At 67.0% G+C, this 17,104-nt stretch carries 13 protein-coding genes; all 13 read right to left on the bottom strand.

What is annotated here, in order from left to right; translation table 11 throughout:
• Positions 1-2: 2 nt before the first annotated feature.
• Positions 3-314, bottom strand: coding sequence for an integration host factor, actinobacterial type (gene mihF / locus RM25_RS05155; RefSeq protein WP_013161040.1), 312 nt, complete (start codon positions 312-314; stop codon positions 3-5).
• A 162-nt stretch (positions 315-476) separates the two neighbouring features.
• Entirely contained in the window at positions 477-1,286 is an 810-nt protein-coding gene (gene pyrF / locus RM25_RS05150) for an orotidine-5'-phosphate decarboxylase (RefSeq protein WP_013161041.1), read from the bottom strand.
• Positions 1,283-2,383 (bottom strand): quinone-dependent dihydroorotate dehydrogenase, encoded by a 1,101-nt coding sequence (locus RM25_RS05145; protein ID WP_044636711.1) that lies wholly within the window; start codon positions 2,381-2,383, stop codon positions 1,283-1,285. Before RM25_RS05145 ends, pyrF begins: the two co-directional genes overlap by 4 nt.
• 81 nt (positions 2,384-2,464) lie before the next feature.
• Positions 2,465-5,806: a carbamoyl-phosphate synthase large subunit gene (carB, locus tag RM25_RS05140; RefSeq protein WP_044636141.1), complete on the bottom strand. Its 3,342-nt coding sequence runs from the start codon at positions 5,804-5,806 to the stop codon at positions 2,465-2,467.
• On the bottom strand, positions 5,806-6,990 hold the full coding sequence (carA, locus tag RM25_RS05135; RefSeq protein WP_044636140.1) for a glutamine-hydrolyzing carbamoyl-phosphate synthase small subunit: 1,185 nt from the start codon (positions 6,988-6,990) through the stop codon (positions 5,806-5,808). Before carA ends, carB begins: the two co-directional genes overlap by 1 nt.
• 178 nt (positions 6,991-7,168) lie before the next feature.
• Positions 7,169-7,795, bottom strand: a complete 627-nt coding sequence (gene nusB / locus RM25_RS05130; protein WP_048734804.1) for a transcription antitermination factor NusB — start codon at positions 7,793-7,795, stop codon at positions 7,169-7,171.
• A complete protein-coding gene (gene efp, locus RM25_RS05125) occupies positions 7,795-8,376 on the bottom strand; it encodes an elongation factor P (protein WP_036941122.1) in 582 nt (193 codons plus the stop codon). Before efp ends, nusB begins: the two co-directional genes overlap by 1 nt.
• 158 nt (positions 8,377-8,534) lie before the next feature.
• A complete protein-coding gene (aroB, locus tag RM25_RS05120; RefSeq protein ID WP_044636139.1) occupies positions 8,535-10,184 on the bottom strand; it encodes a 3-dehydroquinate synthase in 1,650 nt (549 codons plus the stop codon).
• Positions 10,181-11,383, bottom strand: a complete 1,203-nt coding sequence (gene aroC / locus RM25_RS05115; RefSeq protein ID WP_036941336.1) for a chorismate synthase — start codon at positions 11,381-11,383, stop codon at positions 10,181-10,183. Before aroC ends, aroB begins: the two co-directional genes overlap by 4 nt.
• Before the next feature lie 137 nt (positions 11,384-11,520).
• Complete coding sequence (gene mltG / locus RM25_RS05110; RefSeq protein WP_013161050.1) at positions 11,521-12,753, bottom strand: endolytic transglycosylase MltG; 1,233 nt, start codon at positions 12,751-12,753, stop codon at positions 11,521-11,523.
• Positions 12,728-13,249, bottom strand: coding sequence for a Holliday junction resolvase RuvX (ruvX, locus tag RM25_RS05105; RefSeq protein ID WP_041704603.1), 522 nt, complete (start codon positions 13,247-13,249; stop codon positions 12,728-12,730). The genes mltG and ruvX overlap by 26 nt, the downstream gene beginning before the upstream one ends.
• 7 nt (positions 13,250-13,256) lie before the next feature.
• On the bottom strand, positions 13,257-15,944 hold the full coding sequence (gene alaS, locus RM25_RS05100; protein ID WP_013161052.1) for an alanine--tRNA ligase: 2,688 nt from the start codon (positions 15,942-15,944) through the stop codon (positions 13,257-13,259).
• A 164-nt stretch (positions 15,945-16,108) separates the two neighbouring features.
• A complete protein-coding gene (locus RM25_RS05095) occupies positions 16,109-17,089 on the bottom strand; it encodes a lactate/malate family dehydrogenase (RefSeq protein ID WP_013161053.1) in 981 nt (326 codons plus the stop codon).
• Positions 17,090-17,104 lie beyond the last annotated feature (15 nt).

Genomic DNA, 17,104 nt, shown 5'->3' with positions numbered 1-17,104 from the left:
GATCAGTGAAACTCCGTCTTGAGGCCTGCCAGCTGGTGGCGACCAAGGCCGCGCACCCGCCGATTGGACGCGATGTCCAGGCGCTCCATGATACCGGCGGCGCGCTTGTCGCCAACTCTGGGGAGCGCCTTCAGTAGGTCGATCACACGGACGTGGGCCAGCACGTCATCGCAGCTGGCCAGGTCGAGTGCCTCGCTGAGGGTGAGGTTGCCCTGGCGTACGCGCATCTTGAAATCGGCGCGGGCCCTACGGGCGAGCGTTGCTGCGCAACGGGCTGAGTGCAATTGTTCGGGTGACAGTGTCGGGATAGCCACGGCTTCTCCATCACTTGTTGGTTGGTCCTGACCGCGAACAGTTCCTGCGGTCCAGGGGGCGGACACCGGAGAATGTACTGCAATTGGGACGCAGGCTCAAAGTGACGAAAAAGATTACGAATTAGCCAATGTGAATAAGAGATAACAAATCTACCGAAACGCTCAGTGCAGGATGAGTGCCCGGGCGGCCTCCTGCAGCGCCTGACGATCCGGTCCGGCCCGCAGTACTCCCCGCGAGGAGCTCGGGAGGACGTGATGCGCACTGGCACCGAAAATGGCGGACAATCCCTCCACCGTGCCCCCCTGGGCACCGATGCCGGGAGCCAACGTCCAGCCGGTGAACCCCGACAGGTCAACGCCCGCGTTGTCATGGGTTGCCCCGATCACCAGGCCCATGTCATCCAGCCCGTGCTCGGTGTTCTCAGCCTGTGCGTGGTCGACCACGCCCTGGGCGATGGTGTGTCCGCCATGGGTGGCGAACTGCACTTCCTCACCCTCCGGATTGCTGGTGTGGCACAGCACGAACAGGCCCCGGCCGGTGGCATGCGCCAGGTCGATGGCGGGGCGCAGGGCCTCGAATCCCAGGTAGGGACTCAGGGTGATCGCATCGGCGCGCAACTCCGCGTCATCGGACAGGTATGCGCGGGCGTAGGCGGACATCGTCGAGCCGATGTCACCGCGCTTCACGTCGAGGATCGACAGGGCCCCGGCGGCGCGGATGTCGTCCAGGACCCGACCCAGTGCCGCCACCCCGCGCGATCCGAACACCTCGAAGAAGGCACTTTGCGGCTTGAAGACCATCACCTCGTCGGCCAACGCGGCGACGGTGTCGCGCGCCAGGCGTTCGATGCCCGCGGCGTCGTAGTCCAGGCCCCAGGCCCGCACCAGGGGCTCGTGGGGATCCAGGCCGACGCACAGGCGTCCCCGCTCGTCAGCCAGGGCCTGGAGGCGCGCCCCGAAACCGCCGCTCATGCGCGGGCCCCCTTGCCGGGTCGGGTGAGTCGGTTGATGCCCATCACCAGTGCGGGCCCCTCGAAGATGAATCCGGTGTAGAGCTGCACCAGCCGGGCACCGGCATCGAACATCGCCTGGGCGTCGGCGGGCGTCATGATGCCGCCACAGCCCATCACGGGCAGGTCGGTGTGGGCGGTGATCCACCGCACCCGGTCCAGCGCCATCGCGGTCAACGGCGAACCGGACAGGCCTCCGGCCTGGGAGGCATACCGGGCATCGGATCCCTTGATGCCGTCGCGTTCGATGGTCGTATTGGTGGCGATGATGCCGGCAATGCCGGCCTGCTCACAGCTGGACAGGATGCCATCGAGCTGACCGGTGGTCAGGTCGGGTGCGACCTTGACGAACACCGGTACGGGATCGTCAGCGTCCAGCTCGCGGGCCCTGGCCACCAGGGCCCCGGTGAGCTCCTCCAACTCGTGGCGTCCCTGCAGGCTGCGCAGGCCGGGCGTATTGGGGCTGGAGACGTTCAGTGCCACGTAGTCCGCATAGGGCGCGAGGGTGGTCAGGCTGAACAGATAGTCGTCAACCGCGTCGGCCAGCGGGGTCGCCTTGGTCTTCCCGATCGAAATGCCCATCGGGCAGCCCAGTGCATTGTTGCCGCGGGCAACCCCCAGGTTCGCCATGCGCGCCGCCATCGCCTCGGCGCCGTTGTTGTTGAAGCCCATCCGGTTGATGATCGCCCCAGAGCGGATCAGCCGGAACAGGCGCGGCCGCGGGTTGCCCGGTTGTGCGTGGGCGGTCACCGTTCCGAGCTCGGCGAAACCGAAGCCCAGCGGCGACCAGATGCCTGCCGCCACCCCATCCTTGTCCAGTCCTGCCGCCACGCCGATACGCCCCGGGAAATGGACACCCGCCACGTCGACGGGCTGGCGGCCCTGCCCGATGAATCGCTTGATGAGCCCCACCAACGAGTCCGGCAGGTGACCCATGGTCGAGATCAACTGACCATGGATCTTCTCGGGATCACCGCCGTGCATGGTGAACAGCAGGGGGCGCACCAGGCCTTCATAGCCGGCACGCACCGCGCGCACATACAGCTCGTCGATCGTCATCGTGACCATTCCTGTTCCCTCGGGGTCCTGTTGTGTCCGGGCGTCGTGCGGCCTCGGGCGCGGTGGTGCCGCGCCGCCGGCTCAGCCCTCGCGCTGTGAGTTGCGCAGGTGCCGGTCCATGTCGGCGCCCCAGCTCTGCAGGGAACGCACCCCGATGTCACCACGCTCGATGGCATGAATGCCCTGCACAGCGGCCTCGAGGCCCTGGACGGTGGTGATGGAGGGAACGCCGTGCAGGATGGCTGCAGTGCGGATCTCATAGCCGTCACCGCGCGGCCGCCCACCGCGGGTCTCACCGGTCGGGGTGTTGAAGATCAGGTCGACCTTCTCGTCGTCGATGAGGTCCACGATCGTCGGCTCGCCCTCGGGGCCGCGCCCCTCGGAGTACTTGCGCACCGTGGTGACGTTCATGTCGTGCATCCGCAGCATGCTGGCCGTGCCCGCCGTCGCGAGGATGGTGAAGCCCATGTCGGACAGTTCCTTGAGCGGCAGGATGATGTGGCGCTTGTCACGGTTGGCGGCTGACACGAAGACGGTGCCCGAGGTCGGCAGGGCCCCGTAGACGGCGTCCTGTGCCTTGGCGAAGGCCACGCCGAAGCTGTGGTCAATGCCCATCACCTCGCCGGTGGAGCGCATCTCCGGGCCCAACAAGGTATCCACGGAGCGTCCCGACTTGGTGAGGAAGCGATTGAACGGCATGACGGCCTCCTTGACCGCGATCGGCATCCCTCCCCACCGCTCGGCCCCATCGACACCGTCGCGGAGCATTCCGGATTCACGCAGCTGCGCCACCGTGGAACCCAGCATGATCAGGGCCGCGGCCTTGGCGAGCTGGGTGTTGGTGGCCTTCGAGACGAAGGGCACCGTGCGGCTGGCCCGCGGGTTGGCCTCGAGCACGTACAGCGTGTCGGAGGCCAGGGCGTACTGGATGTTGATCAGTCCCCGCACGCCGACGCCGGCGGCAATCGCCTCGGTACTGGTGCGGATCCGGTCGATGACCTCATCGCCCAGGGTGGCGGGCGGAAGCGAGCACGCCGAATCACCGGAATGGATGCCGGCCTCCTCGATGTGCTCCATGATGCCGCCCAGGTACAGCTCGTGGCCGTCGTAGAGCGCGTCGACGTCGATCTCGATCGCGTCATCGAGGAAGCGGTCGACCAGTACCGGGGAATCCGGTCCGATCAGCGTGGAGCGCTCAATGTAGTCCTGCAGGGCATCGTCGTCGTAGACGATCTCCATGCCGCGCCCACCCAGCACATAGCTGGGACGCACGAGCACGGGATAGCCGATCTCGGCTGCGACCGCATGCGCCTCGGTGAAGCTGGTGGCCATGCCGTACTTGGGGGCAGGCAGTCCGGCGTCGTCGAGCACCTTCTCGAAGGCCTCGCGGTCCTCGGCCAGGAAGATCGCCTCCGGCGAGGTGCCGACGATCTTCACCCCGGCGTCCTCCAACTGCTGGGACAGGCGCAGGGGCGTCTGGCCGCCGAGCTGCACGATGACACCGGCGATCGGGCCGGCCTGGCTCTCGGCGTGGTAGATCTCCAGCACGTCCTCCATGGTGAGCGGCTCGAAATACAGCCGGTCGGAGGTGTCGTAGTCGGTCGAGACCGTCTCGGGGTTGCAGTTGACCATGATCGACTCATAGCCGTGCTGGGAGACCACCTGGGTGGCGTGCACACAGGAGTAGTCGAATTCGATCCCCTGCCCGATGCGGTTGGGACCCGAGCCCAGGATGAGCACTGCCGGCTTCTCGCGCGGCAGGACCTCGGACTCCTCGTCGTAGCTCGAGTAGTGATAGGGCGTGCGTGCCGCGAACTCGGCGGCGCAGGTGTCCACGGTCTTGTAGACCGGGCGGATACCGGCGTCCCAGCGGGTCTGGCGCACCTCCTGCTCGGGCACATTGCGCAGGATGGCGATCTGGGCGTCCGACAGGCCGTGGCGCTTGGCGTGGCGCAGCAGCTGGTTGGTGAGCTCCGGCGCATTGCGCACCTGCTCACCGATCTCGTGGATCATCGACACCTGGTCGAGGAACCAGGGATCGATCCCGGTGAGCTCGTGCAGGCGCTCGACGCTGACTCCCCGGCGCAGGGCGATCTCGAGTTCGAGTACGCGTCCGTCGTGGGGGCGCCCGACGTCGGCCAGGAGCCGGTCGAGATCACCATCGCTGGGGTCATCGATGGTCCAGAACCCACCATTCTTCTCCGTGGAGCGCAGGGCCTTGTTGAGTGCCTCGGTGAAGTCCCGGCCGATGGCCATGGCCTCGCCCACCGACTTCATGTGGGTGGTCAGGGTCGCGTCGGCGTAGGGGAACTTCTCGAACGCGAAGCGGGGAACCTTCACGACCACGTAGTCAAGCGTCGGCTCGAAGCTGGCCGGGGTCTGCTCGGTGATGTCGTTGGGAATCTCGTCGAGCGTATAGCCCACGGCTACCTTGGCGGCGATCTTGGCGATCGGGAAGCCCGTTGCCTTCGACGCCAGCGCCGAGGAGCGTGACACGCGGGGGTTCATCTCAATGACGATCATGCGACCGTCGGCGGGGTTGATGGCGAATTGGATGTTGCAACCGCCGGTATCGACCCCCACGGCGCGGATGATCGCAATGCCGACATCACGCATCCGCTGGTATTCACGGTCGGTCAGGGTCATCGCCGGCGCCACGGTGATCGAGTCGCCGGTGTGCACGCCCATGGGGTCGAAGTTCTCGATCGAGCAGACAATCACGACATTGTCGGACTTGTCGCGCATGAGCTCGAGTTCGAATTCCTTCCAGCCCAGGATGGACTCCTCGACGAGCACCTCGGTGACGGGGCTGGCATCCAGCCCGATCTGGGCCATCTGCAGGAGCTCGTCGGGGTCGTTGGCGAAGCCCGACCCCACCCCACCCATCGTGTAGCTGGGACGCAGGACGACCGGGAAACCGAGGTCCTTGGCGGCGGCCATCACATCATCCACGCTGTGGCAGATGTGGGAGCGGGCCACCTCCGGACGCGAACCGGAGAACTCGCCCAGGTTCTCGACGATCTCCTTGAACTTCTCACGATTCTCGCCGCGCTGGATCGCATCGACATTGGCGCCGATGAGCTCAACGCCATATTTTTCGAGAACGCCGTTCTCGTGCAGGGAGATGGCGGTGTTGAGGGCCGTCTGCCCGCCCAGGGTGGCCAGGAGCGCATCGGGCTTCTCGGCAGCGATCACCTTCTCGACGAATTCGGGGGTGATCGGCTCCACATAGGTGGCGTCGGCGAACTCCGGATCGGTCATGATCGTTGCCGGGTTGGAATTGACCAGGATGACGCGATAGCCCTCTTCGCGCAGCACCCGGCAGGCCTGCGTGCCCGAATAGTCGAATTCAGCGGCCTGGCCGATGACGATCGGGCCGGAACCAATGACCAGGATGGACGAAATGTCGGTGCGCTTGGGCATCAGTTCTGCTCTCCCGCGTTGCTCTGGTTGACATGTGTGTTGATCGCCGGGTCGTCGCCACGATGGGCGGCCATCATGTCGGCGAAACGGTCGAACAGATAGCTGGCATCGTGCGGGCCGGCGGCCGCCTCGGGGTGGTACTGCACCGAGAAGGCCCGGGTGCGCCCATCGCGCGTCAGGCTGAGGCCCTCGACCACGTCGTCGTTGAGGCAGACGTGGGACACGGCGACCTCACCGAACGGCGTGGTCGTGTCCACGCCGAGCGGCGCGTCCACCGCGAAGCCGTGGTTGTGGGCGGTGATGTCGATGCGGTTCGTGGCCCGGTCCAGGACCGGCTGGTTGATCCCGCGGTGGCCGTACTTGAGCTTGTAGGTGCCGAAGCCCAGCGCGCGTCCGAAGATCTGGTTGCCCAGGCAGATGCCGAACAGTGGCATCTGCTCGGCCAGCGCCGTGCGGCACAGCTCCACGGGGGAGGTGAGCGTCGAGGGGTCACCCGGCCCGTTGCTGAAGAACAATCCGTCAGCCCCGGTGGCGACCACATCGGCCCAGGTCGCGGTGGCGGGCAGCATGTGCACCTCCATGCCGCGCTGCGTCATGCGACGGGGGGTCATGCGCTTGATCCCCAGGTCGATCGCGGCCACGGTGAACTTCTTCTCGCCCACCGCGGGCACCACATAGGGCTTGTCGGTGGTGACATAGCCCACCAGATCGGCTCCCGCCATCTGGGGGGAACCCTGGACGCGGGCGAGCAGCGTCGCCACGTCGGTGTCCACCGAACTGATGCCGACGCGCATGGCACCCCGCTCGCGCAGGTGTCGGGTCAGGGCGCGGGTGTCGATGTCGCAGATGCCGACGATCCCCTGGGCCTCCAGCTCCTCATCCAGCGGCCTGGCCGAACGCCAGTTGCTGGGCATCCGGGAGGGGTCGCGCACGACATAGCCCGAAACCCAGATGCGGGAGGATTCGTCATCCTCGTCGTTCCACCCGGTGTTGCCGATATGGGGTGCCGTCGCCACGACCACCTGTCGGTAGTAGCTGGGGTCGGTGAGGGTCTCCTGGTAACCGGACATGCCGGTGGAGAACACCGCTTCGCCGAAAGTCTCACCAATGGCCCCGAAGGCGCGGCCGGTGAAAGACCTGCCGTCCTCGAGAACCAAGATCGCGCTGTTGTCGTTCGCGCTCATGACCGTCCTTCCCCGCCCCGACGGGCAGGATTGAGTACGCAGGCCGAGGCCGGATATCCGTCGTTGAGCTTATCAGCCGGCCGGGCTCGCCCAGACTCATCCGTGGTCTGCAGAATGCCGGCCCGAACGGACCGGAAAAGGAAATGGATCGACACCTCGACGTCAACCCATCCATGGCTCATTGGCCGATGTTCTCGCTGTCCTGCTCGGCAACCGCGCCGTTGTCAGCGGGCTCGGCAGAGGCGTCACCGGCTGGTTCGACGGGTCCCGCATCGGGGACCCCGGCACCCGGGGCCGTCGGGATGGCCGGCCGTTCTTCGGCGATGCGGGCCAGCAGGCCATTGAGGAAGGTGACCGATTCGTCGTTGCTCAGCTCGTTCGCCAGTTCCATGGCCTCGCTGATCGCAACCTTGAGGTCGATCGTGGTGAAGTCGAGCTCCCACACGGCGATCCGGGCCAGGTTCCGATCGACCCGCGACATGCGCTCCAGGGTCCAGTCACCGGTCAGGGCCCGATCGATGTGCTCGTTGATCTCGTGGCCGTGCTCCGAATAGCCGTCGAGGATCTGTCGGGTGAAGTCCCGTAGCGCGGGCTCCCCCTGCTCGGTGCGCCGCGCCATGGTGCGATGGACCGCCTCGTTGCGCAGGTCGGCCTGGAACAGCACGTCGAGCGCCTGCTTGCGGGCCTTGGTGCGCGTGGAGTGGTGGGCCTCCGCGAAGTCGGTGCTCGCGATCTTCACCGCGTCGGGCACCGGGGGGTGCTCTCCGTGTGCCAGCGGGATGATCTCGTCGTCGGGTTGGCTCATCAGCTCTGCACGCGGCCGAGGTAGCCACCGTCGTCGGTGCTGACCTTGATCTTCTCGCCGGTGGTGATGAACAGCGGCACCTGCACGGTCTTGCCGGTCTCCACGGTGGCGGGCTTGTTGCCGCCGGTGGAGCGATCGCCCTGCAGGCCGGGCTCGGTGTAGGTGACCTCGAGTTCCACGCTGGCCGGCAGGTCGATGTAGAGCGGCGTGCCCTCGTTGGTGGCGACGGTGACGATCATGCCCTCGAGCAGGTAGTCCTTGTCATCACCGATCACGTCGGCGGGAATGGTCAGCTGCTCGTAGTTGTCAGTGTCCATGAACACATAGCCGCTGGGATCGTCGTAGAGGTACTGCATGTCGCGACGGTCGACCTGCGCCATCTCGATCTTGGTATCCGCCGGGAAGGTGCGGTCGACGACCTTGCCGTTGAGCACATTCTTGATCTTGGTGCGAACGACGGTATTGCCCTTGCCGGGCTTGTGGTGCTGGAACCACAGCACCTGCCACAGCTGACCATCCAGGTTCAGCACTGTGCCGTTCTTGATGTCGTTCGTCGTTGCCACGTAACAGCCTTTCGTCATGGCGGGTGGGTCTCGGACACCGCTGCGTCCGTTGATCATGGGCGGCATGAGGCCGCGACCAGCCATTCTACCCGAATGTCACCGATACCCGGATCGGCCCGGACGGGCATGGACCCCCGTCCGGTCACCGGACCCCTGCAGACGGGTCCGGTGACGGTTCAGTCGGTGGTTGCGGTCAGGGCCTGCCACGCGCCCCGGAGGGCCTGCGGATCGGGGTCGACGATGATGGTCGGCTCGCCCTGTGCCCGCAGCCCGACGAAGCGCAGCACCGAGCCACGCGTCTTCTTGTCCCGCATCATCAGTTCGTGCAGCGCCGGCCAGGCAACCCCGTGGTAGCTGGTGGGCAGCCCGACCGAACCCAGCACCCGGCGATGGCGCGCCACGGTGGCCTCGTCCAGCCCGATCACCCGGTGGGCCAGCTCCGCTGCGAAGACCATGCCGAGCGCCACGCATTCCCCGTGGGGCCTGGTGAAGTGCTCGGCGGCCTCGATGGCGTGGCCCAGGGTGTGTCCGTAGTTCAACTGCTCGCGTCCGACGTCATCACCGACCGAGGTGGATTCGCGGAGGTCGGATGACACCACGCGCGCCTTCACCTGCACCGAACGGGCAATCAGCTCGGCGAGCCGCCCACTGGTGACGTCCTGGGCCTGTGCCGGGTCACCGCTCACGAGCTCAAGGGTGCGTTCGTCGGCGATGAACCCGTGCTTGATCACCTCGGCCAGGCCGCTGCGCACCTGGCGGGCGGGTAGGCCGACCAGCAGGTCGGTGTCCTCGAGCACCACCGAGGGTTCCCAGAAGGCTCCGATCAGGTTCTTCCCCTGGGGAAGGTCTGCTCCGGTCTTTCCCCCGATGCCGGCGTCAACCATCGCCAGCACGGTGGTCGGGACGCTGATCCACCGGATGCCCCGCAGCCAGGTGGCCGCCACGAAGCCGGCCAGGTCGGTGGTGGCGCCGCCCCCGATCCCGATGACAAGGTCGGTGCGGGTCAGGCCGGCGTCGGCCAGCCGTCCCCAGCAGTCGGCCAGCACGACCGGCGTCTTGGCCTGCTCCCCCTCGGGCAGCTCGATCATGGTGGGTTCGGCACCGGCGGCACGCACCACGTCAGATGCACGCGCGGCGGCCCCACCCAGGACCTCGGGGAAGAAGATCGCCACCTTCGTGGCACCCCCGAGATGGGTTGTGAGGTCGTCGAGCGCGCCCGGTCGGATCCGGGCGTCATAGGGACGGTCCGTGGCGAAATGGGCGACGGTCATGGGTGCTTCCTCTCCATCGAGCCCGACGAGGGCGGCCACCTGATCGGCCACCTCGCCAGCGGGGCGTGCATCGGTATCGACCCGATGACGAGCCACCTGGGCATAGAAGTGCTCTCGTTCGTGGCGCAGTCGCTCAAGGGTCGAGGACACATCGCCGCGCATCAGCGGGCGGTGTGTCGTCTGGCCGATACGTTCCACGCCCTGTGCCACCGAGGCGGTCAACCAGACCACGCATCGCCCGGCCAGGGCGCCACGGACCACGGGGTTGACGACTGCTCCCCCGCCCAGCGCGATGACGCCCGCGTCGTCGAGCAATTCGGCGGTTGCCTGCGCCTCGAGGTCACGGAAGGCCTGCTCCCCCTGTTGGGCGAAGATCTCGGCCACGGTCATGCCCTGCTGCCGCTCGAGGAAATCGTCGACATCCACGAAGTCCAGGCCGTGTCGGCGGGCGAGCAGGTGCCCGACCGTGGTCTTTCCGACGCCGGGCAATCCCACGAGGATGACCTGTCGAATGACCCCGGGCTGCTTGCGGGGTCGTGGCGTTGGGTGGCTCATAGGGATTCGGCCACGCCCAGTCCACGATCGCGCAGGCGCTTGAGGTAGGCCAGGTAGTTGCGCCGCGTCTCGGACAGCGAGTCGCCGCCGAACTTCTCCAGGCAGGCCTGTGCCACCACAAGGGCCATCATCGCCTCCGCGACGACCCCGGCGGCGGGCACCGCACAGACGTCGGAGCGCTGGTTGTGGGCGGTCGTGGCCTCACCGGTGGTGACGTCCAGGGTGCGCAGGGCGCGGGGAACGGTGGCGATCGGCTTCATGGCGGCGCGGGCGCGCAGCACCTCACCGGTGCTGATGCCCCCCTCGGTGCCCCCGGCGCGACCACTGATGCGCCGGATGCCGTGGGGCCCGGGCTCGATCTCGTCGTGCGCCTGACTGCCGCGCACCGAGGCGAGGTCGAAGCCGTCGCCGATCTCCACGCCCTTGATCGCCTGGATGCCCATCAGGGCGCTCGCCAACCGTGCGTCCAGACGGGTGTCCCCCTCACGCATGGAGCCCAGCCCGGGCGGGCAGCCCCAGGCGAGTACTTCGACGACCCCGCCGAGGGTGTCGCCGTCCTTGCGGCACTGCTCGATCTCGGCCTGCATGGCAGCGCTCGCCTCGCGGTCGAGGCAGCGCACCGGATCGTCATCGATGTGCGCCAGGTCGGCCATCCGCGGCGGTTCGGCGACGTGGGCCCTGACCTGACCGATCTGCACCACATGGCTGAGCACGGTGATGCCGAAGCCCTGGGCCAGGAACTGCTTGGCGAATTCACCCAGCACCACCCGCGCCGCGGTCTCGCGGGCGCTTGCCCGTTCCAGCACGGGGCGCGCCTCGTCCCAGTCGTATTTCTGCATCCCGGCGAGGTCGACGTGACCCGGACGCGGACGGGTGAGCTTCGCATTGCGCGCCAGCGAGGCCAGGACCTCGGGGTCGACCTGATCGGGGCTCATGACCTGTTCCCACTTGGGCCATTCCGTGTTGCCGATCATCACGGCGATCGGGGAACCCAGCGTCTCGCCGTGGCGCACCCCGGCGAGCATCGTGACCTCATCGGCCTCGAACTTCATGCGGGCGCCCCGCCCGGCACCCAGCCGGCGACGTGCCAGTGCGGTCTGCAGGTCTGCCGTGGAGATGCGCACATGGGCCGGCAGGCCGTCCATTGTCGAGACGAGGGCACGGCCGTGGGATTCACCAGCGGTGAGATAGCGCAACATGGCTCCCATTATCCCAGCTGCGCTGCCCGTCCCGCGATCGCGTCCGTGGCCCGCGCCGGGTCGGGTTTCCCAGGTGCCCTGTTCTTCGAGCTGCCCGGTTCTGCTGCGTGCCCTGTTCTTCTACTTGCAGTGTTGTTCTACTTGCAGTGATCCGAGTTGGCCTGGCACCAGGTCTGGAACTCCTTGACGTTCTGGTCGTGACCCGCCGAATCCGAGGCGAACTTGGTCTCCCCCGTGTCGAGGTTCACCGTGACGAAGTAGAGATAGTCGCCGCTCGCCGGCGCCAGCGCCGCATCGATGGCAGCCTTGCCGGGATTGGAGATCGGCGTCGGCGGGAGCCCGTCGACCATGTAGGTGTTGTAGGGCGAGTTGAGCCCCCGCTCCTCGTCGGTGGTGGTGACCTTGCCCTCCAGGTTGTTGGCGTAGGCAACCGTGGCGTCCGATTGCAGCCGCATGCCCTGGGCGAGCCGGTTGTAGATCACCTCGGCCACGAGCGGGGCATATTTGTGGTCGGAGGTCTCCCGCTCGATGATGCTGGCCACCACCAACACATCATGGGGCGACCGACCGGCCGCAGCCGCACGCTTCTCCAGGTTCTCGTCAGCGGCCACCTGGTTGAACCGATCGACCATCCGGGTCAGCACCTGGGACGCGGTGAAGTCGGGCTCGAAGGTGTAGGTGTCGGGGAACAGGAAGCCCTCGGAACTGCCCTGGGCATAGGACGGCACCGGCAGCGAGGGATCCTTGGAGGCCGCGGTCAGTTGTCCCAGCGCGATGCCGGTGGCCGAGCTCACCTGTTCCAGCACGTGGGTGTTGCGCAGGCCCTCCGGAACCGTGAAGCGATTGTTGACGATGTTCGACGGATCGACGAGCACTGCGACGACGTCGGCCGCGGGCATCCGGGTCTTCATCTTGTAGGTGCCGGCCTGGATGTTGTTGGTGCGCTTCTCCTTCTTGGCGGCGCGCATGAAGGCATTGCGGGAGGCCACCACGTCCTCGGCCACCAGCAGGTCGCCCATCTGCGACACCGATTCACCCGACTTCACCGTCACCGTGACGTCGCTCTGCCCGGCACCGGTGTAATCGGCGCCCTGATATTCGGTGACCTTGTGGTAGATCAGGAAGCCACCACCGCCGATCACCGCCAGGCTCACGAGCACGGCGATCACCGACTTCAGCCACGATCCCGGCGTGCGGTGGTAGTCCCGCGTCATCGTAATGAGGGGAGGTTGTTCCCCACCGGATGCCGCCGGGCCATGGGGCCCCTCGGTGGCCGCCCCGGATCGGATCGGTTCGGGTTCCTCGCCACGGCTCGCGGGAAGATACAGGTCCTCGGCGTCCTCGTCAGCCGCCCGCTTGGGTCCCGCCACCTTGCGATTCCTCCGTCTCGTGACTCACCAGTTCTCCCGGCGCGTGCCCGGATCTCTTTTCCATCTCGATGGCCTGCTCCAGGATGGCCACTGCGGCCGCCTGGTCAATCACCGATCGACGGTGCCGCGAATCACGGCCCGCCGCAGCCAGCCTACGTGTCGCGGCGGCCGTGGTGAGTCGTTCGTCGACCAATCGCACGTCGCGGTGCAACGCCCGCGTGACACGGCGGGCGTTGTCGATCATGGCTGAGGCGGCGATCCCCTGCCGACCGCGCAGGTCGGTGGGCATGCCCATGATGATCTCGAAGGGCTCGTACTCGTCCACCAGCGCCTTCAACCGCTTCATCGTGCCCGATCCGTTCGCCACCGTCTCGACCGGATAGGCCAGCAGGCCGTCACGGTCGCAGGCGGCGACCCCGATGCGGGCCTTGCCCCAGTCCAGGCACAACCTGACGCCGGGGCGCCAGGTGTGCTCCGGGCCGGGGTCGGGGTCGATCGGTTCCTCAGCCCTGGACGACATGGCCAATGGCGTATTCCACCGTGCGCAGCGCCTCGTCGGCCTTGCCGGCATCGGTGCCGCCGCCCTGGGCGAGGTCAGGCTTGCCACCGCCATTGCCGCCCAGCACGCCGGCGCCCTCGCGGACCAACGCGCCGGCGTTCAACCCGCGATCACGCGCGGCCCGGGTGGTTGCCACGACCAGCGCCGGCTTGGTGGCCGAGCCGCCGACCAGGGCCACCACGGCCGACCGGTCACCGAATTGGTCCCTCACCTGGCCGGCCAGCGTGCGCAGCGCGCCGGCGTCGACATCGTGATAGCGCTTGGAGGCGAACGAGACACCCCACATGTCCTTGGCATCCGACACCAGCTGCGGTGCACCGGCCAGCAGTTGGGCCGCCTTCAACTCCGCGATCTGCTTCTGGGCCACCTTGAGCTCCTCGATCAGGGCGCCCACGCGGTCGGTCAGCTGGTCGGGCTGCACCTTGAGCGTCCCGGTGAGCTGATTCACCAGGGCACGCTCGGCCGCCATGTGCTCGAAGGCGTCGGTGCTCACCAGGGCCTCGACACGGCGGGTGCCGGCTCCCACCGACTGCTCGCCGAGCAGGTTCAACATGCCGATCTGGCTGGCGTGCAGCACATGCGTTCCGGCGCACAGCTCGCGGCTCCAGGGCCCGCCCATCTCCACGACGCGCACGATGTCGGGGTACTTCTCCCCGAACATCGCCATGGCGCCCATGCCCTTGGCCTGCGCCAGCGGCATCTGCGTGGCGCTCACCTCGAGGTCGTCGCGGATCGCCGCGTTGCAGCGGGCCTCGATCTCGGCCTTCAGGGCCGCCGACAGGCCATGGGAGGAATTGAAATCGAAGCGCAGGTAGCCGGGCTTGTTGTACGACCCGGCCTGGGTGGCCGTGGGTCCCACCAGTTCGCGCAGCGCCGCATGGATGATGTGCGTTGCCGAGTGGGCCTGGCATGCACCCTGGCGGTGCACTGCGTCAACCATCGCCTGCACCTCATCACCGGGGCGCAGCTCGCCGCCGGCGCGCACGGTGTGCACCACGAGGCCGGGGACCGGACGTTGGACGTCGATGACCTCGAATTCGCCCGCGTCCGACCGCAGCACGCCAGCATCGGCATCCTGACCGCCCATCTCGGCGTAGAAGGGGGTCTCCTCGAGGACGACCTCGCCAAGCTGCCCGGCCCGCAGGTGGTCGACCACGTGGCCGTCCGCGACGAGTCCGCGGACCCTGGTCGGGACGGTCAGCTCGGAATAGCCCACGAAGGGTGTCTCACCACGGTCGCGCAGTTCGCGATAGCTCTCGGCGTCCTGCAGATTGCCCTTCTTCGCCTTCGCGTCGGCCTTGGCGCGTGCCTTCTGCTGGTCCATCAGCGTGCGGAAGGCGGTCTCATCGACGTGCAGGCCCTGCTCGGAGGCCATCTCGAGGGTGAGGTCGATGGGGAAACCGTAGGTGTCATGCAGCTGGAAGGCCTTGTCGCCGCCCAGTTCGTTGGAACCCGCCGCACGTGCCTCGGCCACTGCCATGTCGAACAATTGGGTGCCCGAGTTGAGCGTGCGCTCGAAGCTCTCCGACTCGTTGTCGGCGATGTCCTTGATGCGCTCCCACTGGTCGTCGATCTCGGGGTAGGTGGCATGCATGCACTGACGACTGACGTCGAGCAGTTCGGTGAGCGAGACCTTCTCGACCCCCAACAACCGCATGGAGCGGATCGTGCGGCGCATCAGGCGTCGCAGGACATAGCCGCGGGCCTCATTGCCCGGGGTCACCCCGTCGGTCATCAGCATCAGGGAGGAACGCACGTGGTCGCCCACCACGCGCAGACGCACGTCGTCGGTGTGATCGGCGCCGTAGCGCTTGCCGGCCATCGCGGCGGCCCGCTCGATCACCGGGAAGACCTCGTCGGTCTCGTACATGTTGTCCACGCCCTGCATGAGCAGGGCGATGCGCTCGAGGCCGGCGCCGGTGTCGATGTTGCGGGTCTTCATCGGCCCGGCGATGTCGAAATCCTCCTTGGAGCGCACGGTGCTGAGCTCCTCGGTCTCGAAGACCAGGTTCCAGATCTCCAGGAAGCGATCCTCGTCGGCCTCCGGGCCGCCCTCGGCGCCGTACTTGGGGCCACGGTCGATGTAGATCTCGGAACAGGGGCCACCCGGGCCGGGAACGCCCATGTGCCAGTAGTTGTCCTTCAGTCCACGGCCCTGGATGTGCTCGGGCGGCACGCCCAGTGACAGCCAGGTATCACGTGCCTCCGTGTCACCCTCGGGATAGTCGGGATGGAATCCCGGACCCAGCACGGTGACCCACACCATGTTCGGATCGAAACCGAGGCGTCCCTCCGCCAGGGGGCCGGTGACGAGCTCCCAGGCGAACTCGATGGCCTCCTTCTTGAAGTAGTCCCCGAAGCTGAAATTGCCCAGCATCTGGAAGAAGGTGCCGTGCCGGGTGGTCTTGCCCACCTCTTCGATGTCCAGGGTGCGCACGCACTTCTGGATGCTCGTGGCGCGCTTCCAGGGCGCGGGGAGCTCACCCATCAGATATGGCTTGAACGGCACCATGCCAGCGTTGACGAACAGCAGCGTCGGATCGTTGTAGAGCAGGGATGCGCTGGGCACCTCGGTATGGCCCTTCGACACGAAGAAGTCGACGAAACGGCGACCGATCTCAGCTGCTTTCATGATGTATTTCTCCCGCGCATGGCAATAGTCGGCTCGCCGGGCGCGAACCGCTGGTCAAGACTAGCGCGCGGACACGCCCCCGCCCGGCCCGTCTGCCCGATGTGGGGCGGCGCGCCAGCGGACCGCGACGGGCTCGCAACTACGGGGCCGGTGCCGGGTCACGGCTACCGGACGCGCGGGGTGCCGGCCTCAACCATCGTCGCCCTGATCTGGGCGATCGTGGTCTCGAGGTGGGCGGACTCCCAGGCATTGAGTTCCACCGGCAGGCGACGCTCGATTCCATTGCGTCCGATGATGCACGGCATCGACAGCGCGACATCGTCGAGGTGGCCGTATTCACCACGCAGGGTGGAGCAGACCGGGTGGATCGCCCGTTCGTCCAGCATGACGGTGCGGGCCAGTGACACCGCCGACTGGGCGATTCCCGCATTGGTCCAGCCCTTTGAGTTGAAGACGTCGTAGGCGGCCTGCACGACCTCCTCGCGGATGTCATCGGCGCTCAGGTCCGGATTGATCGGGAACACCGCGGGCAACTCGTCGAATCGGTAGCCCCCCACCGTGAGTCGGCTCAGCACCGGGAACGCGGTGAGGCCGTGCTCACCCATCATGTAGCCCTGCACGCTGCTGGGAGCAACCATGCAGTGGGCCGCAATGATCTGGCGCAGGCGGGTGGAGTCGAGCATGGTGCCGGTTCCGAAGACACGATCGGGCGGATAACCGAATTCGTTCTCGGCGATGTAGACCATCGTGTCGAGCGGATTGGTGATGAGGATGACGATCGCCTCGCGGGTCTGGGAGGCGATGTCGCCCATCACCTGGCGGATCACCTTCGAATTCACCGTGGTGACCAGTGAACGATCCGGTCGACCCGTGGGATCGTCCGGGTCGGGGATGATGCTCGGCCCGGCGGCGCAGATCACCACGTCGGCGTTCTTGTAGTCCTCAATTCCCCCGGAGTGCACGTCAATGGCTGCCATGTGTGGTGCGCCCGTGGCCTGCAGGGAATCCAGCGCCTCCCCGACCGCGACCGACTCGTTCGTGTCGATGACGGCGATCTCGCCGAACAGGCCCATGTGGAGGGCCTCGGTGAGCACCTGCGATCCGACGTGCCCGGCACCGGTGACGACCAGCTTGTTCGACCTCATGACCCTCTATTCCTC

The organism is Propionibacterium freudenreichii subsp. freudenreichii, from assembly GCF_000940845.1.
Classification (GTDB): domain Bacteria; phylum Actinomycetota; class Actinomycetes; order Propionibacteriales; family Propionibacteriaceae; genus Propionibacterium; species Propionibacterium freudenreichii.
The sequence above is the reverse complement of the archived record's forward strand: the minus strand, read 5'-3'. Positions and strand labels throughout refer to the sequence as shown.